This window comes from Kitasatospora sp. NPDC059599 (assembly GCF_042735125.1).
Classification (GTDB): domain Bacteria; phylum Actinomycetota; class Actinomycetes; order Streptomycetales; family Streptomycetaceae; genus Kitasatospora.
Genome location: NZ_JBHWCL010000017.1, coordinates 44877 through 67693, shown reverse-complemented (window position 1 = coordinate 67693; position 22817 = coordinate 44877). Strand labels below are relative to the sequence as shown.

Sequence of the window (22817 nt, the reverse complement as noted above, 5' to 3'; positions counted from 1 at the left end):
GACGGATCACGCCGAGGCCGGTTCCCTCCGCTGCTCGCCGGCGCCCTGGTCCGCATCCACCGCAGCGTCCACCTCGTCCCCGTGCCCGTCCCCGGCCGGACGGGACACGGGAGCGGTACGGCGGCCCCACTCGGTCGCGACCAGCACCAGGGCCGCACCGAGCAGGGCGAGCGGGCCCATCCGGTTCCCGGCCAGGGCGATCCCGAAGACGGCGGCCCACAACGGCTCGGTGCCGAGCAGCAGGCTCACCCGCGAGGGCGAGGTCGCCCGCACCGCCCACATCTGGACGAAGAAGGCGAAGAGCGTGCAGAACAAGGACAAGTGCAGCAACCAGGCCCACTGGCCGGGCCCGTACGAGCGGGCGACGGTCCACGGCGCCGGCCCCACGGAGAGCGCGACGACGGCGAACACGCCGGTGGCCACCGCGAGTTGCACCCAGGTCACGGCCAGCATGTCGGTGTCGCGAAGGGCCCGGGTGCGGGCCACGGCGAGGACGTACGCGGAGCGTACGAGGGCGGCACCCAGCACCAGCAGGTCGCCGAGCGAGGGGGCCCGCAGTCCGCCGTCGCCGGTGAGCAGGGCGACGCCGAGAACGGCCAGGCCGGCGGCTGCCAGGAAGGCCCGCGGTGGCGCGGTCCGGCCGAGGGCGCTCTCGCCGAGCGGGGTGAGCACCATCGCGAGGCTGATGATCAGCCCGGCGTTGGTCGCGGAGGTGTGCACGGCGCCGTAGGTCTCCAGCAGGAAGATCCCGCTGAGCACCAGCCCCAGTGCGGCGCCGCCCAGCCACTCGGTGGGGCTCAGCCTCCGCAGCGCCCGCCAGGCGACCGCCCCGAGCAGCGGCAGCACCAACCCGAAGCGCAGAACGAGCATCGCCACGACCGTCCCCGGCTCGGCCACCCGTTGGACGGCGAGGAAGCTCGACCCCCACACCACTGCCACAAGCAGCACCGGGAGATCACGAAGGACCGACGAGGTCGAGTCCTTGGACAGGAAGGCGGGCATGACGAGGATCCCTCCGGGCGAACGGAACCTGCGGGCGTGAGGACCGTACGGCGTCGGACGGACCCGGGAGCCGGGCGGGAGGCCGGGCAGTGGACGGGGAGCGGCGTGGAACGAGGGGGCGCCATCCTCGCGCACCGACCGCCGGTGATCAATGCCGTTCCAGCCACCGGATGGTCAGCGGTCGAGCAGGCCGTTCGCGGCGGCGATCGACTCGATGTCGGCCGGGGTTCCGGACATGATCACCCGGACGTGTTCGGTGACGAGCTCGATCGGCCAGTCCCACCAGGCGGCGCGGAGCAGGCGCCCGGTGTCGGCCTCGTCGAAGCGGCGCCGGATCGGGCGGGCGGGGTTCCCTCCGACGACGGTGTAGGGCTCGACGTCGGAGGTGACCACCGCACCGGCCGCGATGATCGCGCCGTGGCCGATCCGGACGCCGGGCAGGACGGTCGCCCCGAAACCGAACCAGACGTCGCTGCCGATCACGGTGTCTCCCCGGCTGGGCAGGCCGGTGACGATGTCGAGAGTCCGGTCGGTCCAGCTGCCGCCGAACATCGTGAAGGGGAAGGTGGAGACACCGATGGTCGGGTGGGCCGCACCGGCCATCAGGAAGCGGGTCCCGGTGGCGATCGCACAGTACTTGCCGATCACCAGCCGCTCGGGGCCGTACGCGTAGAGGACGTTGCGCTCCTCGAAGCGGGTGGCACCCTCGGGGTCGTCGAAGTAGGTGTACTCGCCGACCTCGATCCGTGGATCGGTGACGAGCGACCGCAGCAGCACGACCCGGTCGTGGCCGGCCAGCGGGTGGAGCACGGTGGGGTCGGGAACGGCGGTGGGATCGGGAACGGCGGTGGCGGTCACAGGACTCCTCTCGAAATGCGACTGAAGTCGCATTATGATGAGCATGGCACGACCGCCACCCCTGCAGCAAGCCTTAATGCGACTGGAGTCGACTTTGACCGGAGCCACCTACCCCGAGCAGCCGCCTCGCACCCCGACCCCGCGACCCGGGGGCCGCAGCGCACGGGTCCGGGCGGACGTCGTCGCCGCCACGCTGGCCGAGGTCACCGAGAACGGCTACGACGGCCTCACCGTCGAGGCGGTCGCCATCCGCTCCGGCGTCCACAAGGCGACGCTCTACCGGCGCTGGGGCGGTGTGGACGGACTCGTCGCCGACGCCCTGACCGCCTCCGCCGATCAGCCGTGGCCCCTACCCGACACCGGCGACCTCCGACAGGACCTCCGCCGGATCACCCAGGAAGTCTTCGGCGTCTTCACCGACCCGGAGCTGGGGCCCACCCCCACTGCACTGATCTCCGCCGCCCAGCGCTCCGACGCCGGCGCGGCCGCCCTGCGCGACTTCTTCGCGGCCCGCCACCGACAGGCCGCCGAGGTTGCCGAACGGGCCATCAACCGGGGCGAGTTGCCAGTCGGAACGGACGGCGCCGAGGTGGTCCGAGCCGCCACCGCCCCGCTCTACTACCGCCTGTTCGTCTCCGGGGAACCACTGGACGCCCGCAGCGCCGAGCGGGCCGCCGACGCCGCTGCCCTGGCCGCCCGCGCCGGACTCTTCGCCCCCACCGAGGAGGACCCCATCGAGTAGTCCCATCACACCGGCAACTCGAGCCCCACCGGCAAACCGGCAACTTCAGCCGCACAGGCAACACTCGTAACACCGGCAACATCCGCAACACGAACGCAGCACGACACTGCCGAGCACAGCACCGCCGAGCGCAGTACCGCCGAGCACGACAGGACCGACAGGCAGGCGGGAACACCCGGACCGCCGACCCCACCCGAATCCCCTCCCCCGGGGCACATCTGACCGACCATCACGCACCCGCGCCCCGCGGGCCACGGCCGTCCCGCCCCCTATCGCATCCCCATCCGGCCGTGGATGATTCCTCCATGACAATCCAGCCGTCCACCACCCCCCGGAAGGCCCGTCACGTGAAGCGCACGCACTGGGCGCTGGTCGCCGCCGCCACCGTCCTCCCGCTCGTGGCGAGCACCGGCACCGCCGTCGCGGACACCTCCGCCCCCGCGGCAGCCACCCCCACCGCAAGCTGCACCTACACACCGGCCGTGCCGGCGGACAACTTCAAGGGCATCCCTGTCTTCGACGCCAAGAAGGCGGCCAAGCCCTACCGCGCGACGCTGCGGACCAGCCAGGGCGCGATCACCTTCGAGGCACTGACCGACAAGGCTCCCTGCACCACCTTCTCGTTCCGCTTCCTCGCCGAGCACGACTACTTCGACCGCAGCCACTGCCACCGCCTCACCACCCAGCGGATCTACGTCCTGCAGTGCGGCGACCCGACCGGGACGGGCAGCGGCGGGCCCGGCTACTCCTTCCCGGACGAGAACCTGACCGGCGCCACCTACCCGGCCGGCACCGTGGCCATGGCCAACGCCGGTCCGAACACCAACGGCAGCCAGTTCTTCTTCGTCTGGAAGGACACCAAGCTCTCCCCCGCCTACACCCCGTTCGGCCGGATCACGGCGGGCCTGGACGTCCTGCAGAAGATCGCCGCCGCCGGCGAGGACGACCAGAACAACCCCGGTGACGGCTTCCCCAACCTGCCCGTGAACATCCGCAACGTGAAGATCAGCACCCGCTGACCGACCGGGCCGGGCAGCCACGGCGACCCGGCCCACCAGCCAACCAGCCAGGCACCGACCAGTCAGCCAGCGACCAGCCGGCCACCGACCGAGCCCGCCTGCCGTGCCGCTCCCGTACCGTGGCAACACCGACCACACCGCAGGGAGCAACGCCGCATGGACAGCCGGATCTGGGAGAGCGTCGACCACCTGGTCGCATGGCTGGACGCGGAGAGCACGCTGTCGCCCCGGGAGGAGCGGCTGCTGCGGATCCTCAAGCTCTCCGAGGAGGTCGGCGAGGTCGGCGCGGCCGTGGTCGGCGCCACCGGCCAGAATCCGCGCAAGGGGGTGACCCACAGCTGGGAGGACGTCCAGCACGAGCTCTGCGACGTCGTCTTCTCCGCCCTGGTGGCGCTGCGGACGCTCACCCCCGACGCGGCCCGGGTCTTCGCCGACCGCCTCGCCTACGTCGAACAGCGCTCCGCCGCCTCCCGGCGTCCGGTCGACGGACGCCGGGAGGCGGCGGAGGAGCAGGCCGGGCAACAGCCGGAGGGGCCTGCCGCAGAGACTGCTGCGGTGGAGTCGGAAGGGGCTCCGGACTAGGTCCTGTGCGGCCGGACAGACCTAGGCGTTCGGCGCGACCCGGGTGAGGCCGTTGATGACGCGGTCCATCGCGTCGCCGCCCTGCGGGTCGGTCAGGTTGGCGAGCAGCTTGAGGGTGAAGCGCATCAGCAGCGGCCGGGGCAGGCCGTGCTGGGCCGCCAGCTGCATCACCTTCGGGTTGCCGATGAGCTTCACGAAGGCCCGGCCCAGCGTGTAGTAGCCGCCGTACACGTCCTTGAGGATGCGCGGGTAGGCCTGGAGGGCGCGTTCCCGGCCCCCGTCGGTGACCCGGGCGAGGGCCTGCACGATGACGCCGGCGGCGATCTGGCCGGATTCCATCGCGTAGGCGATGCCCTCGCCGTTGAACGGGTTGACCATGCCGCCCGCGTCGCCGACGAGCAGCAGGCCGCGGGTGTAGTGCGGCTGCCGGTTGAAGGCCATCGGCAGCGCGGCGCCGCGGATCGGCTCGGTCATGTTGTCGGGGGTGTAGCCCCATTCCTCCGGCATGCCGGCGCACCAGGCCTTGAGCACGTCGCGCCAGTCCAGTTCGCCGAAGGCCGGCGAGGAGTTGAGGATGCCGAGGCCCACGTTGGAGGTGCCGTCGCCCATACCGAAGACCCACCCGTAGCCGGGCAGCAGCTTGCGCTGACCGCCGCGGGTGTCCCACAGCTCCAGCCAGGACTCCAGGTAGTCGTCGTCGTGGCGCGGGGAGTTGAAGTAGGTGCGGTAGGCGACGCCCATCGGGCGGTCCTCGCGCCGGTGCAGGCCCATGGCGAGGGAGAGCCGGGTCGAGTTGCCGTCGGCGGCGACGACCAGCGGGGCGCGGAAGGTGACCGGCCGCTTCTCCTCGCCGAGCTTGGCGGTGACGCCGACGATCCGGCCGGTGCGCTCGTCCAGGACCGGCCCGCTGACGTTGCAGCGCTCGTAGAGGCGGGCGCCGGCCTTCTCGGCCTGACGGGCCAGCAGCTCGTCGAAGTCGGCGCGCTTGCGGACCAGGCCGTAGTCGGGGAAGGAGGACAGCTCGGGCCAGTCCAGCTCCAGCCGGACGCCGCCGCCGATGATCCGCAGGCCCTTGTTGTGCAGCCAGCCGTTCTCGGTGGAGACGTCGATGCCCATGTCCACCAGCTGCTTGGTGGCGCGCGGGGTGAGGCCGTCGCCGCAGACCTTCTCCCGAGGGAAGGCGGTCTTCTCCAGCAGCAGCACGTCCAGCCCGGCCTGGGCCAGGTAGTACGCCGTGGTGGCACCGGCCGGGCCCGCGCCGACCACGATGACGTCGGCCGTGCTCTCCACCGGGCTGTCCGGCTTCGTCAGATCGGCTGCGGTCTCGGACACGTGGACACACTCCTGGAGCTGCGGCGGGGGGACGGCGGCTTTTGTCTTCGGCAGTCTAGTTCCGCTCACGCCGCCGGAAATGCCCGCGTCCCCGCCCGGTCACCCGCCCGGCACCGGCCTGCCGGTCCGCCCGGTCACCCGCCCGGCACCGGCCTGCCGGTCCGCCCGGTCACCCGCCGAGGCCGGTCCGCCCGGTCCGCCCGGTGACCTGCACCGCCCGCACCGCCTACGCGGTCTTGTACGCCCGGTGCAGCGCGACGATCCCGCCGGTGAGGTTCCGCCAGGCGACCTTCGACCAGCCGTTCTCCTGCAGCTTGGCGGCCAGCCCCGGCTGGTCCGGCCAGGCCCGGATGGACTCGGCGAGGTAGACGTACGCCTCCGGGTTGCTGCTGACGGCCGTGGCGACCGGCGGCAGCGCGCGCATCAGGTACTCGGTGTAGACCGTCCGGAACGGCGTCCAGGTCGGCGTGGAGAACTCGCAGATCACCAGCTTGCCGCCGGGCTTGGTGACCCGCAGCATCTCGCTCAGCGCCGCGTCGGTGTCCTGGACGTTGCGCAGCGCGAAGGAGATCGTCACCGAGTCGAAGGTGCCGTCCGCGAACGGCAGCCGGGTGGCGTCCCCCGCGGTGAGCGCCAGCTCGGGGTGACGGGCCTTGCCCTCGGCGAGCATGCCGACCGAGAAGTCGCACGGGACGACCTGGGCCCCGGCCTCGGCGAAGGGCAGCGAGGAGGTGCCGGTGCCGGCCCCGAGGTCGAGCACGAGGTCCCCCGGTCCGGCGGCCACGGCCTCGGCCACCGCCCGGCGCCAGGCGCGGGCCTGGCCGAGGGAGAGCACGTCGTTGGTGCGGTCGTAGTTCGCCGCGACGTCGTCGAACATGGCGGCGACTTCGTGCGGCTGCTTGTCCAGAGAGGCTCGGGTCACGCCCCCATTGTTCACCCTCGCCCGGACTCCCCGACCAACGGGGCGCACGATGCGCCGCACGCCGGGCCCCGCGACGGCCCCCGCGACGGCCCGCACCACGGGGCGCACCACCGGGCTCCGCACCGGACCGAACAGCGGCTCGACACCGGACGCACCCCGGCCTCGCCCCGGATGCGCCGACGGGTCGCCCCGGTCCCCGGGGACGGGAGTGGCCCCCTCAGTGCTGGCCGCGTCGCCCGCCCGCCCGGCGCTTGCGGCGGGAGCGTTTGCCGTGGGTGATCGCGGGCATCCCGTCGGCCAGCGCTTCCGTCGCCATCGCGAGGTTGGCGGCCAGCCGCCCCTGTCCGGCGCGGACCGCGACCGCCCTGCGGTGTCGCCAGATGCGCAGCACGCAGACCGCGAAGAGCACCACGGCGACCGGAACGCTGAACCGGGCCAGGCCCACGCCGACGGGCTGCGGGTAGGTGTCGCCGCAGATCCGCACCGCGCCCGCGTCGTCGGCGGCGTGTTCCAGGCAGATCGCGTCACCGAGCTTGGTGCCGTCCGCGACGGGCAGCGCGGCCGCGGTGTGCGGCTGGCCGCCGACCTGGTAGCTGACGGCGCTGTAGGTGCCGCCGCCGGTCGGGAGCTGGGTGACGGTGCCCTCGATTCTCACCGGGTGCGCCGCGATCCGGTCGGCCTGGTCGGCCTGACGCCAGCCGAGCAGGCACATGCCGACGGCCAGCACGGCGCTGAGCACGGCGGCGAGGTACCAACCACGGCCCAACCGCGGGACGCGCGGCGGGGGAACGGTCGCGGTTTGCATGGTTCCTGTCCTGGCTTGCCGTCGGGGCCGGGGACGGGCCCCGCCGCCCGCGGGCACGGGCGGTGGTGTGGTGAGGGTACGGATCGAGCTGTCCGGGATCGTATCCGCTGGCGGGCCCTCAGGTCACGGCGAAGGGACAATCATCCCCCGCCACCGGCAGCAGAGTTCGGGTGTACGCGAAGGAAGTCCCGTGCGCCGGAAGGGAATCCGGCTACTGACGAGTACGTCACACTGGCGGCGCCGGACGACCTCCGGTCCGCCACCGGTCCGCCACCGGACCCGGGCCGGGCCCGCGGGCTCCCCGCCGCCCTCCGGCAGCCCCCCACCAATCCCGCACCGGCCCGCCACGGGCTCCCTGCGGGACCCCCACGGAACCGTCACCGGCCCGCTCAGCGCCGCCGGTACATCAGCCTCCCGCCCAGCACCGTGGCCAGGCACCCGCCCGCCACCGGCTCGGCACGCCCCTCCCCCGCGGCCGGGAACACCGCGAAGTCCGCCCGCCCGCCGACCGCCACCCGCCCGTACACGGCCTCCGCGAAGGGCAGCACGGCCAGCGGGTCCAACGAACCCCCGCCCGCAGCACCAGAAGCACCCGCGCCGCCCGCAGCACCCGTGCCGCCCGCGCCGCCCGCAGCACCAGAAACACCTGCAGCACCCGTGCCGTCCGGAACGTCCGCGACGTCCGCACCGCCCGGCCGGACCGGCACCTCGACGACCCCCGACCGCCCCACCGCCGTCCGCACCGAGGGACGCGCGAACGGACCGGCCACCGCCGTCACCCCGAACCCGAGCATCCGCTGCAGCCCGCGCCGCGCACTCGCCCCGCACCGCGCCTCGTCCGTCGATCCGGCCAGTCCGTCGGCCACCGGCTCGACGCCGATCTCCTCCCGCGGGTCCGGGTGGTAGGCCCGCTCCAACAGCCAGTGCCCGTACGGGTTGCGCAGCCCGGGGGCGAGCACCGCCGAGCCCCAGTCCCGCACCCGCGCGTCCGGGTGCGCGGCCGCCAGTTCCCGGTACGGTCCGACCGCCTCGACGCGTTCGCCGCGCACCACCACCGCCCCGTCCGCGAAGGACGGGGCGGTCGGGTCGGCCGGGTCGGGCAGCACGAAGGCGGCCCGGTGCAGGGTCAGCACGGCGGGTGGTGTCCTCACTCGTCCGGGATCCTCGGCTGCCCGGGACCCTCACTCGTCCGGGATCCTCACGAGCCCGGGAATCCCCCGAACGACGCAGGGACCCTCACGAACGCAGGAGCCCCGCGCACACAGGAGCCCCGCGCACGCAGGGACCCTCACGAACGCGGGGCCCCCGCACGCAGGGAGCCTCAGTTGTCCAGGATCTTCAGCTCGGGGTGCGCCGTGCCGCCCTCGATCGCCGTGGAGGCGATGTGCGAGGCGACCCGCGGGTCGACCGGGTCGTTCGCCGGGTCGTCCAGCACCCGCAGGTGCTCGTACGTGGTCGAGCGCTGCGCCGGGACGCGGTCGGCGGCCCGGATCAGGTGGATCAGCTCGGTGAGGTTGGAGCGGTGCTTGGCGCCGGCCGCCGAGACGACGTTCTCCTCCAGCATGACCGAGCCGAGGTCGTCCGCGCCGTAGTGCAGCGACAGCTGGCCCGCCTCCTTGCCGGTGGTGAGCCAGGAGCCCTGGATGTGGGCGATGTTGTCGAGGAACAGGCGGGCGATGGCGATCATCCGCAGGTACTCGAAGACGGTGGCCTGGGTGGAGCCCTTGAGGTGGTTGTTCTGCGGCTGGTAGGTGTACGGGATGAAGGCCCGGAAGCCGCCGGTGCGGTCCTGCACGTCGCGGATCATGCGCAGGTGCTCGATCCGCTCGGCGTTGGTCTCGCCGGTGCCCATCAGCATGGTGGAGGTGGACTCCACCCCGAGGCCGTGCGCGGCCTCCATGATCTCCAGCCAGCGCTCGCCGGACTCCTTGAGCGGGGCGATCGCCTTGCGCGGGCGCTCCGGGAGCAGTTCGGCGCCGGCGCCGGCGAAGGAGTCCAGGCCCGCCTTGTGGATCCGGGTGATGGCCTCCTCGATGGAGACCCCCGAGATCCGGGACATGTGCTCGACCTCGGAGGCGCCCAGCGAGTGGATCACCAGCTGCGGGAAGTCGGCCTTGATCGCCGAGAACGCGCGCTCGTAGTACTCCACGCCGTAGTCCGGGTGGTGGCCGCCCTGGAACATGATCTGGGTGCCGCCCAGCTCGACCGTCTCGGCGCAGCGGCGCAGGATCTCGTCGAGTTCGCGGGACCAGCCCTTGTCACTCTTCGGCGGCACGTAGAAGGCGCAGAACTTGCACGCCGTCACGCAGACGTTGGTGTAGTTGATGTTCCGCTCGATGATGTACGTCGCGATGTGCTCGGTACCGGCGTAGCGGCGGCGGCGCACCGCGTCGGCGGCGGAGCCGAGCGCGTGCAGCGGCGCGGAGCGGTAGAGCTCCAGCGCCTCCTCCGGAGTGATCCGGCCGCCGGCGGCGGCCCGGTCGAGCACGGCCCGCAGGTCGGTGCTGGACGCATCGAGGGTGGTCGCTGCGAGCTCGGTCACCTGGCGGCCTTCTCTCTCTCAAGTGCTACTCGGGTACGGCCGAACCAGCCTACGCCAGGCCTTTCGGGCATCCTCAGCCCGCCGCCCCGTTCGTCCTGTGCAGGGTCCCGGCCGGGTTTCCGGCCGCCGGGTCGGCGGAGGTGAACCGGATCGTCCCGTCGGGCTGCAGGGTGAGCGTCTCGGCGTTGGCACCGCCGGTGCAGGCTCCGGGGAGCGAGGAGCGGACCAGCCGGGACCGGAACACCAGCTTGGTGTCGGAGACCGACGTGAGCGTCCAACTCCCCTCGCAGCTGATCGGGATCAGCCCGGAGACGGCGTTGCGGCTGCCGGTGGTCTCCTGGCCGATCGCCGCCGGGCGGACGGTGAGCGTGGTGGTGCCGCCGGGCAGGCCCTTGTCGGTGATCATGTCCCCGCTCCAGGTGCCCAGGAAGGCGGCCGGCACCGCGTTCGGCCCGCCGGTCGCGGGAGCCGACGGCGAGGCGGCGGCGGGAGCAGAGGGGGAGGACGGGGAAGAGGGAGCGGAGGGGGAGGAAGCGGATGCGGACGGGCCGTCCGTCCCGCCCGGCACGAAGGCCCCGGGTGAGGCGACGGCGTCGCCCGGGTCGACGGACGGGACCGGGACCGGCCCCGTGGTCGGCCCCGAGGCCACCGGATCGGGACCGGGCGCCCGCCACCAGGCGTACAACCCGTACCCCCCGCCCCCGAGCAGCGCGACCGTCAGCACCGCCGCGGCCGCGAGCCCCGCCCGCCGCCGCGGCCCGCCGGGCGCGGGCTGCCGCACCATCGACGGCGGGTAGTAGCCCCTGGGCACGAAGGTCGGCGTCGGCTCCGCCTGCGCTGCGTCCGTCTGCGCCCCCTCGGGCTCGTCCTCCAGGTCCAGCAGTTCCACCGCACCGCGTCCCACCCCCGCCGCCAGCGCCGGCGGCAGGAAGCCCCACAACCTGGCGCCGCCCGCGCCGTCCGGGTCCAGCCGGGCGGCCAGCTGCTGCGGGGTGGGCCGGGCGGCCGGGTCCTTGGCCAGGCAGTCCGTGACGATCGCCCGCAGCTCCTGCGGCAGTCCGGCCACATCGGGTTCCTCGTGCAGCACCCGGTAGAGCAGGACGGCCGCGCTGACGCCCTCTCCGAAGGGGTGCACGCCGGTGGCGGCGAAGGCCAGCACGGCGCCGAGCGAGAAGACGTCCCCGGCCGGTCCGACCGGCTGCCCGCTCGCCTGTTCGGGCGACATGAAGCCGGGTGAGCCGACCACGTGGCCCGATCGCGTGAAGCCGCCGGTCGCGTCGAGCGCCCTGGCGATGCCGAAGTCGATCAGCCGCGGCCCGTCCAGGGTCAGCAGCACGTTGGACGGTTTGACGTCCCGGTGCACCAGGTCGAGCCCGTGCACGTGGGCGAGCGCCCCGGCGAGCCCGACCCCGAGGGCGCGGACGGCCGGTTCGGGCAGCGGCCCGTACTCCCGGACGGCGGTGGTGAGCGCGGGCCCGGCGACGTAGCCGGTGGCGACCCAGGGCTGCTCGCCCTCGGTGTCGGCGTCCAGGACGGGCGCCGTCCAGGTGCCACCGACCCGGCGGGCGGCGGCCACCTCCTGCCGGAACCGGGCGCGGAACTCGGCGTCGTCGGCCAGTTCCGGGCGCACCACCTTCACGGCGACGGTGCGCCCGCCGGCCGTCCGGCCGAGGTAGACCCGGCCCATTCCGCCCGCGCCGAGCCGCCGCAGCAGCCGGTAGGCGCCCACCTGGCGCGGATCGCCCGCCCCCAGTGCTTGCATGGCCCGCACGCTCCCCTCGCCCTCGCACGCGCGGCCCCGGGCGGGTGCCCGGCCGCGTGCGCCGCTCCCGGGGCGTGCTCCCGGCGGGCCAACCGCCGCTGACACCCCGGGAGCAGACCGTACCGGGCCGGACCGACCCCCTTCAGCCCGCCGACGGGATCAGCGGAAAAGAGGTCGTCCCCGGCGCGGCCCCGCCCGGCCGCCCCCCGGCGCTGCCCCGCCCGGCCGCGCAGCCGGGTAGGCCGCCCCACCGGCCGTCACCCCGCAGCGACCGCGACGGCCCCGCCCGGCCGCGGGTTCACCCGCCGACCGGCAGCTCCACCGGCTGCAGCGGCAGTTCGGCCGGTTCCAGCAGCCGCACGGCCACGTCCGGCGCGAAGCCGCTGTCGTGCGCGACCCGCCGGGCGAACTCGGCGACGCCGGCCAACTGGCGGGCGCCGAGCGAGAAGTCGAGCGCTTCGCTGAAGTAGCGCTCCAGCACGTCCGCCCCGAAGACCTCCCAACGGGCGGCCTGTTCGGCGACCTTGGCGGCCTCGACCAGCGAGAGGTCGCGGGATTCCAGGAAGGCCCGGTGCACGGCCGCGGTCAGCTCCGGGCGCCGCTCGGCGAACTCGCGGCGCACCGCCCAGACCGCGAAGACGAACGGCAGGCCGGTCCATTCCTTCCACATCTCGCCGAGGTCGTGGACGGTCAGCCCGAGGTCGGCGGCCTGCCCGAGGTAGGCGCGCAGCGCAGGGTCGCCGATCAGGACGGCGGCGTCGGCCTCGGCGAGCATCGCGCTGAGGTCGGGCGGGCAGCTGAAGTAGTCGGGGCGCACGCCCTCGCGCTCTTCGAGGAGGAGCCGGGCGAGCCGGACCGAGGTGCGGCTGGTGGAGCCGAGGGCGACCCGGCGGCCGTCGAGGTCGGCGAGCGGCACCTTGCTCACGATCAGGCAGGACATCACCGGGCCGTCGCTGCCGACCGCGATGTCGGGCAGGACCAGCAGGTCGTCGGCGTTGCGCAGGTACTCCACGCAGGTGATCGGGCCGATGTCGAGGGCGCCGCCGACGAGCTGGTCGCTCAGCTTCTCCGGGGTGTCCTTGGTGAGATCCAGGTCGAGCAGATTGCCGGTCCTGGCGAGCCCCCAGTAGAGGGGAACGCAGTTCAGGAACTGAATATGGCCGACCCGGGGCCGGGCCGGCGTGTTCTCCTGGGGCTCCCGCGTTTGCGCGTCCGGTGTTTGTGCGTCCGGTGCTGCCACTGCGCCGCTCCCTTGCTGTTCGTGCGCCTCCCCGCAGCGTATGCCCGTGGTTCACCACGGCTCGCACCGGCCACCCGACACGCCCTCACGCGCCCCCAACACGCCTTTCCACGCCCGCTCTCGCCCTTACGACACGCGCCTTCCACGCCGTAAGTGACCTCTGGTCGTCACAGCGGCCGCATGCTAGCGTTGCCCTCAGTTGCAGTTTGATTCCCCTTGCAGTACTTGAAGCCTGCGGAGCATGTAACCGCAGGCTTTTTGTAGTTTTTCAGCAATATCGAAAAACTTCGGACTCGTCCGGAGGCAGGGCGATCAGCGCAGCGGACCGGGGGCCACACGGTGTGGTCCCCGACACGCATCGCAAGGAGAACGGCATGGCTCAGGGAACCGTCAAGTGGTTCAACGCTGAGAAGGGCTTCGGCTTCATCGCCCAGGAGGGCGGCGGCCCCGACGTCTTCGTTCACTACTCCGCCATCAACGCGAACGGCTTCCGTTCGCTGGAGGAGAACCAGACGGTCACCTTCGACGTCACCCAGGGCCCGAAGGGCCCGCAGGCGGAGAACGTCACCGCTGTCTGACCATCCTCTGATGATCTGATCGCTCGGGACCCCGACGGGTCCACCGGCGGCTCCCGACAGCCGTCACCATGAGCACAAGAGCAGTACCCAAGGGGGCCCGCCGTTCGGTGGGCCCCCTGCCTTTCGTCCGGGCCGACGCGCCGGCCCGGACGGGAACCGGACACGGCGAAGGGTCCTCCCCGGTGGCGGGGAGGACCCTTCGCTGTGTCCGACGAGGATCAGGCGGCGGCAGCGGCCTTCGCGGAGGCCTGCGCCGGGATGGCGACCGGCTCGTCCAGCAGGTCGCCCTGCGGGTTGTCGTAGGCCTCGCGGTCGAGGATGCCCTCCCGCGCCGCGACCAGGACCGGCACCAGCGCTTGACCGGCGACGTTGGTCGCGGTGCGCATCATGTCCAGGATCGGGTCGATGGCGAGCAGCAGGCCGACGCCCTCCAGCGGCAGGCCCAGGGTGGACAGGGTCAGCGTCAGCATGACGATCGCACCGGTGAGGCCTGCGGTGGCGGCCGAACCGACCACCGAGACGAAGGCGATCAGGACGTAGTCCTTGATGCCGAGCTCGATGTTGTAGACCTGCGCGACGAAGATCGCGGCGATCGCCGGGTAGATCGCGGCGCAGCCGTCCATCTTGGTGGTGGCGCCGAACGGGACGGAGAACGACGCGTACTCGCTCGGGACGCCGAGGCGCTCCGTGACGCGGCGGGTGACCGGCAGGGTGCCGACCGAGGAGCGCGAGACGAAGGCCAGCTGGATCGCGGGCCAGGCGCCCTTGAAGAAGTGCAGCGGGTTGAGGCCGGCGGCGAAGCGCAGCAGCAGCGAGTAGACGACGAACAGGACCAACGCGCAGCCGACGTAGATGTCCAGGGTCAGCGTGGCGAAGGGCTTGAGCAGGTCCCAGCCGTACTTGGCGACGGACTTGCCGATCAGGCCGAGGGTGCCGAGCGGGGAGAGCCGGATGACCCACCACAGTGCGGTCTGGGTCAGCTCCAGCACGGACTCGCTGAGCTTGAGGACCGGCTCGGCCTTGGCACCGAGCTTGATGATCGCCGCGCCGACCACGACCGCCATGAAGACGATCTGCAGCACGTTCACCTTGGCGAAGGCGTCGACGATGTTGGTCGGGAAGATCCCGGTCAGGAAGTCGATCCAGGTGCCCTTGGAGTCGAGCGCCTTGAGGCCCTCGGTCTTCAGGTCGGTGCCCTGGCCGGGGTTGGTCAGCAGGCCGAGGCCCAGACCGATGCCGACCGCGATCAGCGAGGTGATCATGAACCAGAGCAGCGTGCGGGTGGCCAGCCGGGCCGCGTTGGTGACGTTGCGCAGGTTGGCGACGCTGACCACGATCGCGGTGAACACCAGCGGCGGGACGGCCAGCTTCAGCAGCTGGACGAAGATCTTGCCGATGGTCTCCAGGGTGGTGGCCAGCCAGGAGATGTCGGCGGCCCGGGCCAGGTAGCCGAGGCCGACACCGAGCACGAGGCCGGCGACGATCTGCACCCAGAACGGCGTCTTGCGGATACGGGCGAGCACGGACGGCGACGAGGTCGCCTCGGGCGCTGTGGACATGGGGGAGCGACTCCGGGGGAGGGCGTTGCTGACGGTGAGGTGAGGTGCGGGGCGGAGCGGGCGGCACGGCGCGGGGCCGGACGGGAGGGGTCGGGCCCCCGGTCAGGGGCGTGCCGCCGCGGTACAGCTCAGGGCAGTACAGCTCAGGGCGCGACAACGGCGCGGGCTGTCCACAGCACCGGTCAGAGCGCACGGGCGGGCGGCGCCGGGCCGCGGGCCCGGGCCGTGCATCCGCAGTGCGTCTGAGGCTGTCATGGCCGATACGTTAGCAGTAAAGGTTTGAGATGTTCAAAGTAGTTGTTTGAGATGGCGCGAACCCGCACCCCGCCGGCACGCCGCCCCGCAGGCGAGTTCCGGACACGAACGAACCTGACGCCCCATCAGTCACGATCTCCAGGCAGATTGACCGCCGAGCAGTTATACGTATAACTTTGACGACGTCCCCGCCCCTGCCTGCCCAGACCGGAGAAGACGCCGATGGGCTACCTCGCCCTGCTCCGCGCCCCGCACGTCACCCGCCTGCTCCTCGGCACCCTGCTCGGCCGCCTGCCCGCCGGCATGACCGCCCTGGTGATCGCCCTCGCCCTGCGCGAGGCCGGCGCGCCGTACGGGCGGATCGGGCTGGCCACCGCCGCCTACGCGATCTCGGCGGCCGTCGGCGGACCGGTCCTCGGCCGGATCGTGGACCGCACCGGGCAGCCGCGCGTCCTGCTCGCCTCGGCCGCGGTGGCCGGCGGCGGGTACGCGCTGCTCGCCCTCGCACCCGGCTCCCCGCTCGCCGCCACCGTCGGCGCCGCGGTCGCCGGCCTCGCCATGCCGCCGCTGGAACCCTGCCTGCGCTCGCTCTGGCCGGAGGTCGTCGAGGAGGACCAGCTCGACACCGCCTACGCGTTCGACTCGGCCTCGCAGCAGATCCTCTACGTCGCCGGGCCGCTGGCCGTCGCCGGGATCGCCGGCCTGTTCAGCCCGGTGGTCGCGCTCTGGGCGGCCGCAGGCCTGGGCCTGGCCGGCGCACTGATCGTGGCCACCACCGCACCCGCCAGGGCCTGGCGCGCCCCGGTCCGGGAACACTCCGCCGGACTGCTCGGACCGCTGCGCTCCCCCGGCCTGGTGCTGCTGCTGGTCGGACTGGCCGGGGCCGGCTGGGCGGTCGGCGCGCAGAACGTGCTGTTCATCGCCTACGCCGAACACCACGCCGACGCGCTGCCGGGCGGCGCCGGCACCCTGCTGGCCCTGGCCGCGCTCGGCGGACTGCTCGGCGCGCTCGCCTACGGCGCGGTCAAGTGGCGGCAGACCACCGCCACCCGCACCTGGGTGATGGCGCTCGCGATGGCCGTCTCCTACCTGCCACTGGTCCTCCTGCCCGGGCCGTACCCGATGGCCGCGCTGGCCTTCCTGTCCGGAGTCATGCTGGCCCCGATGCTCGCGGCGGCGTTCGTCCTGGTCGCCGAGCTCGCCCCGACCGGCACGGTCACCGAGGCCTTCGCCTGGCTGGTGACGCTGTTCGCCACCGGCAACTCGCTCGGCTACGCGGTCTCCGGCAACCTCGCCGAAGGCTCGCTGCAGCCCGTCGCGCTGTGCGCCTCCGGCGGGATCGCGCTCGGCGCGCTGCTGCTGTTCGGTGCCCGGCGCTGGTTCCACCCGGCGCCCGTGGCGCTCGTCCCGGCGCGGCCCGTCCCGGTGGGCTGAGCCCGCCCCACGAACGACTGCGCCCACCGGCGGTCTGGCCGGTGGGCGCAGTCCCCTTTTGTCCACTGCCCGCGTTGTCCACTGCCCGCGAGCGATCGACCGCGTCGGCCCCGGCGGCCCAACGTCCCCGGACGGCCCCGGCGGCCCGACGTCCCCGGACGGCCACGGCAGCCCCGGCGCCCTCTGGCGATCACGGCGGACGACCCGTAACCCGCCCGGACCGACCCGCGCAACGGACTCCCGCGCCGGGAGCTCGACCGCCGGGCTCAACCGCCGGGAGCTCGACCGCCGGGCCCGGCCGCCCCTACTGCGCCGAGGCCGTGGAGGCCCGCAGGACCAGCGAGGTGGCGAGCGGCGCCACCGGCTCCACCCGCTCCCCGCGCAGCAGGCCCGCCAGCGCGGCCGCGCCCGCCCGGCCCAGTTCCTCGCCGGGCAGGTCGACGGTGGTCAGCGGCGGGGCGAGCAGCGCGGCCACCGCGACGTTGTCCATGCCGACCACGGACACGTCCTCCGGCACCCGCAGCCCCAGTTCGGCGGCGGCCTGGTAGACCCCGGAGGCGACCACGTCGTCGTCGCAGATCACCGCGCGCGGCCGGTCCGCCCGTGCCAGCAGGCGGTCCGCCACGGTCCGCGCGGCCCGGTGCCCCTCGTTCAGGCTCACTCCCAACTCCACTACGTCCAGGCCGAGTTCACGCACGACTCGCTCGAAGGCGGCCTGCCGCACCCGAAAGGTGTACGCGGCGTGGGTGGAGCGCAGCCGGCCGATCCGGCGGTGGCCGAGCGCGGCCAGGTGCTCGACGGCGGCGCGCATCCCGCCGGCCACGTCGAGTTCGACGGTCGGGCGGGTGCGGTCGGTGCCCGGGTCGGCGTCCAGGAAGACGGCGGGGATGTCGGTGGGCAGTTCGCCGAGCTGGCTGTCGTCCGGGGAGCAGATCAGCAGGCCGTCGAAGCGGCCGGCGGTGGCGGCCTCGGCGAGGGTGGCGCTGCCCCAGCCGGAACTGACCACGACCGCCAGGCCGTTGCGGCCGGCCTCCTGGTGGACCCCTTCCAGCACCCGGCCGAAGAACGGCCCCTGGAGGTTCGGCACGGCGAGCAGGATCATCCCGCTGCGGCCCAGCCGCAGTTGCCGGCCGGCCGCCTGCGGGCGGTAGCCGAGGCTGCGGGCCGCCTCCCGGACCCGCTGCCGGGTGGCCTCGGAGACCCGGCGGCCGGCCTCGGCGCCGGAGAAGACCAGCGACACGGTGGCCTGGGAGACCCCGGCGAGCCGGGCGACGTCGCGCCCGGTGGGCCGACGGACGGGGGCCGGCCAGGTCCCGAGCGCGCTTTCGGCGGACGACTGCCCGGACGGATGCCCGACGGACTGTTCGGACGACTGCCCGACGGACTGTTCGGACGACTGCCCGACGGGCTGCTCGGACGGCTGCTCGACGGGCTGCCCGGACGGGTGCCCGGGCGGCGCGGAGTCTGGGATCGCGGGCACGGCGGCTGCGGCGGGGCTCGGCGGTCGGGGTGGGGCCGGGGTCAGTTCTGCCCGGCGGCCGCCGCGCGGGCGGCGTCGTCCGCGGCGTCCTCCTCCGCGTTCTGCGCGGCGATCCGCTCGGCGGTGCGGTTGCGCATCCCGGTGACCTTGCCACTGATCTGGGCGGACATCTCGTCACGCTGCCTGCTCAGCAGCGCGTAGCTGAGCGGCGCGGAGGCGACCGCGGCCAGCAGGAACAGGAAGACGACACCGGTCTGGCCGCTGACCGGGATGATCTGGAAGTGCCCGAGCAGCAGGGCCACCAGCAGGCAGCCGAGGAAGATGCTGACCCGCATGGAGGTGTAGCGGAGCGTGGCGTGCGACTTGTCCGGGCCGTTGCTGCTCACTGGAACACATCCTTCTCGTTGCGCGGGGCGGGTCCGGGCGGGGGTCGGGTCCTCCAGTCAAGCATGCCTGACGGCCGGAGCGGCCGGGGCCCCTCCTGCGCGGCGGGGCCCGGCCGGGACGGGCTCCGGGGCGGGCTCCGGGGCGGGGGTCAGCGCAGGTCGAGCCACATGGTGATGTCGTCGCGGTCGTCCCCGGGGGCGACCCGGATCGCGGCCGGCACCCGGCCGACCTCCCGGTAGCCGCTGCGGGCGTAGAAGCGCTCCAGGCCCAGGCCGCCGCGCGCGGTGAGCCGCAGCGACTGCAGGCCCCACGCCCGCGCGATCCGCTCGGCCTCGGCGAGCAGTCCGGCGCCGTGGCCGCGGCCCTGGCAGTCGGGGTGCACCATGACCCGCTTGAGCATCCGCCAGTGCTCCATCGGGCCGAAGCGCATCGACTCGAAGAACAGCACGCCGACCAGCCGGCCGGTGTCGTCGTGCGCGACCAGCAGCCGGTCGGGGCCGTCCGGCCCGACCCCGGCGAACTGGCGGTCGGCGGTGTCCCACACCTCGTCCTCGGTGACCGGCGCCACGAAGCCGACCGCGCCGCCGGCGTTGGTGACGTCGGCCCACAGGCGGACGACCTCCGCCCGCAGGTCGGGGTCGAGCTTCGGGTCGAGGGTGAAGGTGAGCGCCATGGACCGGAGCCTAGACCTCCGCGGCGACCGCCCTTCCGGCGGCACCGGCGGCACCCGGGCGGTCGGTCCGTCCGGTGCGCAGCGCCAGGCAGAGCCCGACCGCGACGGCGCACAGTGCGCCGGCGCCGTACCAGGTCAGGTCGTAGTTCCCGAGCGCGTCGCGGGCCAGGCCGGCCAGCCCGGCGACGACGGCCGCGCCGATCTGGTGGCTGGCCAGGACCCAGCCGAAGACGATCGGGGCGTCCTCGCCGAAGTGCCGGCGGCACAGCGCGACGGTCGGCGGCACGGTGGCGACCCAGTCCAGGCCGTAGAAGACCACGAAGGCGAGGATCGGCGGCTTCAGCGAGCCGGCCATCAGCTGCGGCAGCAGGAGCAGGGACAGGCCGCGCAGCCCGTAGTAGACCGTCAGCAGCGCCCGGGAGTCGACCCGGTCGGTGAGCCAGCCGCTGAAGACGGTGCCGACCACGTCGAAGATGCCGATCAGGGCGAGCAGGCTCGCGGCGGTGGTGACCGGCATGCCGTGGTCGTGCGCGGCCGGGATGAAGTGGGTGCCGACCAGGCCGGCGGTGGTGGCGCCGCAGATCGCGAAGGAACCGGCCAGCAGCCAGAACGCCCGGATGCGGGCGGCGTCGCGCAGCACCCGCAGCGAGCGGGCCAGGGCGCGGCCGTCGGTGACGGGCGCGCCGGGCCCCTCCTGCCCGTCGGCGGGCAAGGAGGGCGGCGCCTCGGTCGCGCCGTACGGGAGCAGGCCGACGTCGGCGGGCCGTTCGCGCATCAGCAGCAGCACCGGGACGGCGACGGCGCTGGCGGCGAGCGAGACCACGACCACGGCCGACCGCCAGCCGTGCTGTTCGACCAGCCAGGCGCCGACCGGCAGGAAGACCAGGTTGCCCGCCGCGCCGGCGGCGGTGAGCACCCCGGTGACCAGGCCCTGGCGGGCCTGGAACCAGCGGCCGGTGATGGTGGTGGCGAAGGCGCCCGCCATCGAGCCGCTGCCGAGGCCGACCAGCACGCCCCAGCAGAGCACCAGTTGCCAGGGCTGGCGCATCAGCATGGTGAGCCCGGAGCCGACGGAGATGGTCAGCAGTGCGCAGACCACCACCAGGCGGACCCCGAACCGGTCCATCAGCGCGGCGGCGAAGGGGGCGGTGAGGCCGTAGAGGGTCAGGTTGACGGAGGTGGCGGCGGAGATGGTCCCGAGCGACCAGCCGAACTCGTTGTGCAGGGCGTCCATCATCAGGCTCGGCGTGGAGCGGAAGCCGGCCGAGCCGAGCAGGACGAGCAGGGCGACGCCCGCCACCACCCAGGCGTAGTGGACCCGGGGGCGCCCGGTGGGAGCGGGGTCGGGTCCGGGGGCCGGAGCGGGAGCGGAGTCGGTGGCGGGTCCGGGGCCGGGTTCGGGTGTGGGGGCGAGGGCGCTGCGTTCGGTCACGCGACGAGTGTTCCGGGCCGCCGGGGCCCGGACGAGTGGCCTGAATGACAGCTTTCGCAAGAATCGGGCCACGACCGGGCGTACGCTGGCCCGGACCCACCGACACCCGAGGGGACGGCATGGCACACCTGGTCGCGGTACTCGCCCTGGAGGGCGTGATCGCCTTCGAACTGGGCATCCCCGCCCGCATCTTCGGCGGCGCCAGGGACGCGGCCGGGCGGCCCCACTACGAGGTGGCCACCTGCACCCCGGACGGACGGCCGGTCGCCACCAGCGCCGACTTCAGGGTCACGGTCGACCACGGTCCCGAACTGCTGGAGCGGGCCGACACGGTGGTGATCCCGGCCTCCGCCGACGCCGGTCCGGCGGGCGTCGACGCCTGCTTCACCCCGGCGCTGGCCGAGGCCCTGGCCCGGATCCGGCCCGGCACCCGGCTGATGTCGATCTGCACCGGCTCCTTCGTCCTGGCCGCCGCCGGGCTGCTGGACGGCCGACCGGCCACCACCCACTGGCGGTACACCGAGCAGTTCGCCCGGATGTACCCCCGGGTGCGGCTCGACCCCGACGTGCTCTACACCGACGACGGCGACGTCCTCACCTCCGGCGGGGTCGCCGCCGGGGTGGACCTCTGCCTGCACGTGGTGCGCCGTGACCACGGCAGCGCGGTGGCCAACGCGGTGGCCCGCAGCTGCCTGGTGCCGCCGTGGCGCGAGGGCGGCCAGAAGCAGTACGTGGAGGCCCCGAGCCCGGTGGACGCCGGCGGCCACGGCACCGCCGCGGTGCGCGCCTGGGCCCTGGAGCACCTGGACCAGCCGCTCGAACTGCGCCGGCTCGCCGACCGGGCGGGGATGAGCGTACGGACCTTCACCCGGCGCTTCCGCGAGGAGACCGGCGCCAGCCCCGGCCAGTGGATCACCACGCAGCGCACCGAGCGGGCCCGCCAACTGCTGGAGCGGACCGACCTGACGATCGACCAGGTCGCCCGGGAGTCCGGCTTCGGCACCGCCGCCTCGCTGCGGCTGCAACTGCGCGGCCGGCTCGACGTGGCGCCCAGCGCCTACCGGCGCACCTTCCGCACCACCCCCCGCTAGCGTCCGCGGCAGTCCCACCGGACGCACCGGAGGTGCCGGATCCACCGAAGGCACCGGACCCACCGGAGGTGGTCCCGGGAACGATCCGGCAAAGGACCGCCGGGTGGCCGGATCCAGCCCCCCGAGCGGCGACGCATTGGATGGCGGCAGGCCGCGCGCACCCCGAGCACGGAACGGCACGCCGCCATCCAACCGCGACGCGCGGGCCCTGAACCCGCGCCGCGGCCTCCGCACTCGCCGAGGAGCGGCCCGCGACCGGCAGTCCGCGGCCCCCCTCGCTGACACGATCCCCCTGGACAGCGGCACCGCGGCGGTGGTCGGACGGCCCCTCGGCGTCCCCTCGCAACGGAGAGCCGCACCCAAGCGTGATCAGTCGGATACGTCACGTCAATGGGTAGTCCGAAATTCGGAATGGTTGCGTCACCTTTCGGCCGGTGATCGCCACGGGTCCGCGGCCGTCGCGACAGCCGCTATTGCGCCAAAGCCGCCCAGTCCACGTCCGCGAGCGGATCGGCCGGGCGGGCAGCGGCGCCGATCTCGCACCAGACCCGCTTGCCCGAGCCGTCCGGGTACCAGCCCCAGCGCTCGCAGAGCAGCTCGACCAGCTCCAGGCCACGGCCGTTGGTCGCGTCCTCGTCGGCCCCGGCGTGCCGCGGGGCGGGGGCGGCCCGGCTGGCGTCGGCGACCTCCACCCGCAGCGGGGCGGCCGGCCCGTCCGCCCCCTCCGCGTCCCCGGCCATCGGCAGGCAGAGCCGCAGCACGGCCGGACAGCCCGTGTGCACCACGGCGTTGGTCACCAGCTCCGAGACCACCAGCACGACGGTCTCGGCCATCGGCGCGTCCGGGTCCACCCCGTGGTTCAACAGCCGCGAGCGCACCCACCGACGGGCCCGGCCGACCTCGGCGGGGTCCGCCTGCACCGCAAGCTGTACCTGAAGAACCTGCACCGCTCCACCACCCGCACTCGCAGTTCGGCCTAGTCCCGATCGGGCCGGATCGACCGGCCGGCGGGTCCTCGCACTCCGCCCGGCGCCACCCGGGCCGCACCCGGGCGACCGCCCGGTCCGTCCGCCCGCGCCCGCTCGTCCGCGCCGGCTCGTCGCTCTCGCACCGGCCGCGACA

21 protein-coding genes are annotated in these 22817 nt (G+C 73.8%); 6 read left to right on the top strand and 15 right to left on the bottom strand.

Annotation, left to right across the window (positions count from 1 at the left end):
- Positions 1 to 6: 6 nt before the first annotated feature.
- Positions 7 to 1002 (bottom strand): DMT family transporter, encoded by a 996-nt coding sequence (locus ACFV04_RS09340; protein ID WP_380527878.1) that lies wholly within the window; start codon positions 1000 to 1002, stop codon positions 7 to 9.
- A gap of 174 nt (positions 1003 to 1176) precedes the next feature.
- Positions 1177 to 1860: a CatB-related O-acetyltransferase gene (locus ACFV04_RS09335; RefSeq protein ID WP_380527875.1), complete on the bottom strand. Its 684-nt coding sequence runs from the start codon at positions 1858 to 1860 to the stop codon at positions 1177 to 1179.
- A 94-nt stretch (positions 1861 to 1954) separates the two neighbouring features.
- Here ACFV04_RS09335 and ACFV04_RS09330 point away from each other — a divergent pair, with 94 nt between their 5' ends.
- The 3 genes from ACFV04_RS09330 (at position 1955) to ACFV04_RS09320 (ending at position 4203) form a co-directional block, all read left to right on the top strand.
- On the top strand, positions 1955 to 2602 hold the full coding sequence (locus ACFV04_RS09330; RefSeq protein ID WP_380344576.1) for a TetR/AcrR family transcriptional regulator: 648 nt from the start codon (positions 1955 to 1957) through the stop codon (positions 2600 to 2602).
- A gap of 305 nt (positions 2603 to 2907) precedes the next feature.
- Positions 2908 to 3621, top strand: a complete 714-nt coding sequence (locus ACFV04_RS09325; protein ID WP_380527872.1) for a peptidylprolyl isomerase — start codon at positions 2908 to 2910, stop codon at positions 3619 to 3621.
- 156 nt (positions 3622 to 3777) lie between these two features.
- A complete protein-coding gene (locus ACFV04_RS09320; protein ID WP_380527869.1) occupies positions 3778 to 4203 on the top strand; it encodes a MazG-like family protein in 426 nt (141 codons plus the stop codon).
- A 21-nt stretch (positions 4204 to 4224) separates the two neighbouring features.
- Here ACFV04_RS09320 and ACFV04_RS09315 read toward each other — a convergent pair whose 3' ends face one another.
- The 7 genes from ACFV04_RS09315 to ACFV04_RS09285 form a co-directional block, all read right to left on the bottom strand.
- Complete coding sequence (locus ACFV04_RS09315) at positions 4225 to 5535, bottom strand: geranylgeranyl reductase family protein (RefSeq protein WP_360257061.1); 1311 nt, start codon at positions 5533 to 5535, stop codon at positions 4225 to 4227.
- Positions 5536 to 5761: 226 nt separating this feature from the next.
- The gene (locus ACFV04_RS09310) at positions 5762 to 6457 is read right to left on the bottom strand and encodes a demethylmenaquinone methyltransferase (RefSeq protein ID WP_360257063.1); all 696 of its coding nucleotides are present in this window, start codon (positions 6455 to 6457) and stop codon (positions 5762 to 5764) included.
- A gap of 217 nt (positions 6458 to 6674) precedes the next feature.
- Complete coding sequence (locus ACFV04_RS09305; RefSeq protein WP_380344587.1) at positions 6675 to 7262, bottom strand: hypothetical protein; 588 nt, start codon at positions 7260 to 7262, stop codon at positions 6675 to 6677.
- Between the two features lie 389 nt (positions 7263 to 7651).
- Positions 7652 to 8413, bottom strand: coding sequence for a hypothetical protein (locus ACFV04_RS09300; RefSeq protein WP_380344590.1), 762 nt, complete (start codon positions 8411 to 8413; stop codon positions 7652 to 7654).
- 170 nt (positions 8414 to 8583) lie between these two features.
- On the bottom strand, positions 8584 to 9804 hold the full coding sequence (gene mqnC, locus ACFV04_RS09295; RefSeq protein WP_360257069.1) for a cyclic dehypoxanthinyl futalosine synthase: 1221 nt from the start codon (positions 9802 to 9804) through the stop codon (positions 8584 to 8586).
- A gap of 73 nt (positions 9805 to 9877) precedes the next feature.
- Positions 9878 to 11566, bottom strand: coding sequence for a serine/threonine-protein kinase (locus ACFV04_RS09290; protein ID WP_380527865.1), 1689 nt, complete (start codon positions 11564 to 11566; stop codon positions 9878 to 9880).
- Positions 11567 to 11864: 298 nt separating this feature from the next.
- Positions 11865 to 12806 carry a menaquinone biosynthetic enzyme MqnA/MqnD family protein gene (locus tag ACFV04_RS09285; RefSeq protein WP_380344597.1) on the bottom strand — a complete coding sequence of 314 codons (942 nt, stop codon included), beginning with the start codon at positions 12804 to 12806 and terminating at the stop codon, positions 11865 to 11867.
- Between the two features lie 374 nt (positions 12807 to 13180).
- Between ACFV04_RS09285 and ACFV04_RS09280 the strand changes: the two genes are divergently transcribed.
- The gene (locus ACFV04_RS09280) at positions 13181 to 13384 is read left to right on the top strand and encodes a cold-shock protein (RefSeq protein ID WP_189920031.1); all 204 of its coding nucleotides are present in this window, start codon (positions 13181 to 13183) and stop codon (positions 13382 to 13384) included.
- A 218-nt stretch (positions 13385 to 13602) separates the two neighbouring features.
- Here ACFV04_RS09280 and ACFV04_RS09275 read toward each other — a convergent pair whose 3' ends face one another.
- A complete protein-coding gene (locus ACFV04_RS09275) occupies positions 13603 to 14943 on the bottom strand; it encodes a dicarboxylate/amino acid:cation symporter (protein ID WP_380527861.1) in 1341 nt (446 codons plus the stop codon).
- Positions 14944 to 15420: 477 nt separating this feature from the next.
- On the opposite strand from ACFV04_RS09275, the gene ACFV04_RS09270 reads away from it, so the two are divergent.
- Positions 15421 to 16632, top strand: a complete 1212-nt coding sequence (locus tag ACFV04_RS09270; RefSeq protein ID WP_380527858.1) for an MFS transporter — start codon at positions 15421 to 15423, stop codon at positions 16630 to 16632.
- Positions 16633 to 16936: 304 nt separating this feature from the next.
- On the opposite strand, the gene ACFV04_RS09265 is transcribed toward ACFV04_RS09270, so the two are convergent.
- The 4 genes from ACFV04_RS09265 to ACFV04_RS09250 all read right to left on the bottom strand — a co-directional run bounded on the left by ACFV04_RS09265 (position 16937) and on the right by ACFV04_RS09250 (position 20604).
- Entirely contained in the window at positions 16937 to 18112 is a 1176-nt protein-coding gene (locus ACFV04_RS09265) for a substrate-binding domain-containing protein (protein WP_380527855.1), read from the bottom strand.
- A 41-nt stretch (positions 18113 to 18153) separates the two neighbouring features.
- Entirely contained in the window at positions 18154 to 18498 is a 345-nt protein-coding gene (locus tag ACFV04_RS09260; RefSeq protein ID WP_360257080.1) for a DUF4229 domain-containing protein, read from the bottom strand.
- 149 nt (positions 18499 to 18647) lie between these two features.
- On the bottom strand, positions 18648 to 19172 hold the full coding sequence (locus tag ACFV04_RS09255; protein WP_380344606.1) for a GNAT family N-acetyltransferase: 525 nt from the start codon (positions 19170 to 19172) through the stop codon (positions 18648 to 18650).
- Between the two features lie 10 nt (positions 19173 to 19182).
- Positions 19183 to 20604 carry an MFS transporter gene (locus ACFV04_RS09250; RefSeq protein ID WP_380527852.1) on the bottom strand — a complete coding sequence of 474 codons (1422 nt, stop codon included), beginning with the start codon at positions 20602 to 20604 and terminating at the stop codon, positions 19183 to 19185.
- A gap of 119 nt (positions 20605 to 20723) precedes the next feature.
- Here ACFV04_RS09250 and ACFV04_RS09245 point away from each other — a divergent pair, with 119 nt between their 5' ends.
- Positions 20724 to 21695 carry a GlxA family transcriptional regulator gene (locus tag ACFV04_RS09245; protein WP_380344612.1) on the top strand — a complete coding sequence of 324 codons (972 nt, stop codon included), beginning with the start codon at positions 20724 to 20726 and terminating at the stop codon, positions 21693 to 21695.
- A 470-nt stretch (positions 21696 to 22165) separates the two neighbouring features.
- Here ACFV04_RS09245 and ACFV04_RS09240 read toward each other — a convergent pair whose 3' ends face one another.
- Positions 22166 to 22642, bottom strand: a complete 477-nt coding sequence (locus ACFV04_RS09240; protein WP_360257091.1) for an ATP-binding protein — start codon at positions 22640 to 22642, stop codon at positions 22166 to 22168.
- Positions 22643 to 22817 lie beyond the last annotated feature (175 nt).

Coding starts and splice junctions, on each gene's coding strand:
- ACFV04_RS09255 (WP_380344606.1), bottom strand. CDS start 19,172: ATGGCGCTCACCTTCACCCTCGACCCGAAGCTCGACCCCGACCTGCGG.
- ACFV04_RS09290 (WP_380527865.1), bottom strand. CDS start 11,566: ATGCAAGCACTGGGGGCGGGCGATCCGCGCCAGGTGGGCGCCTACCGG.
- ACFV04_RS09340 (WP_380527878.1), bottom strand. CDS start 1,002: ATGCCCGCCTTCCTGTCCAAGGACTCGACCTCGTCGGTCCTTCGTGAT.
- ACFV04_RS09280 (WP_189920031.1), top strand. CDS start 13,181: ATGGCTCAGGGAACCGTCAAGTGGTTCAACGCTGAGAAGGGCTTCGGC.
- ACFV04_RS09275 (WP_380527861.1), bottom strand. CDS start 14,943: ATGTCCACAGCGCCCGAGGCGACCTCGTCGCCGTCCGTGCTCGCCCGT.
- ACFV04_RS09305 (WP_380344587.1), bottom strand. CDS start 7,262: ATGCAAACCGCGACCGTTCCCCCGCCGCGCGTCCCGCGGTTGGGCCGT.
- ACFV04_RS09325 (WP_380527872.1), top strand. CDS start 2,908: ATGACAATCCAGCCGTCCACCACCCCCCGGAAGGCCCGTCACGTGAAG.
- ACFV04_RS09245 (WP_380344612.1), top strand. CDS start 20,724: ATGGCACACCTGGTCGCGGTACTCGCCCTGGAGGGCGTGATCGCCTTC.
- ACFV04_RS09320 (WP_380527869.1), top strand. CDS start 3,778: ATGGACAGCCGGATCTGGGAGAGCGTCGACCACCTGGTCGCATGGCTG.
- ACFV04_RS09270 (WP_380527858.1), top strand. CDS start 15,421: ATGGGCTACCTCGCCCTGCTCCGCGCCCCGCACGTCACCCGCCTGCTC.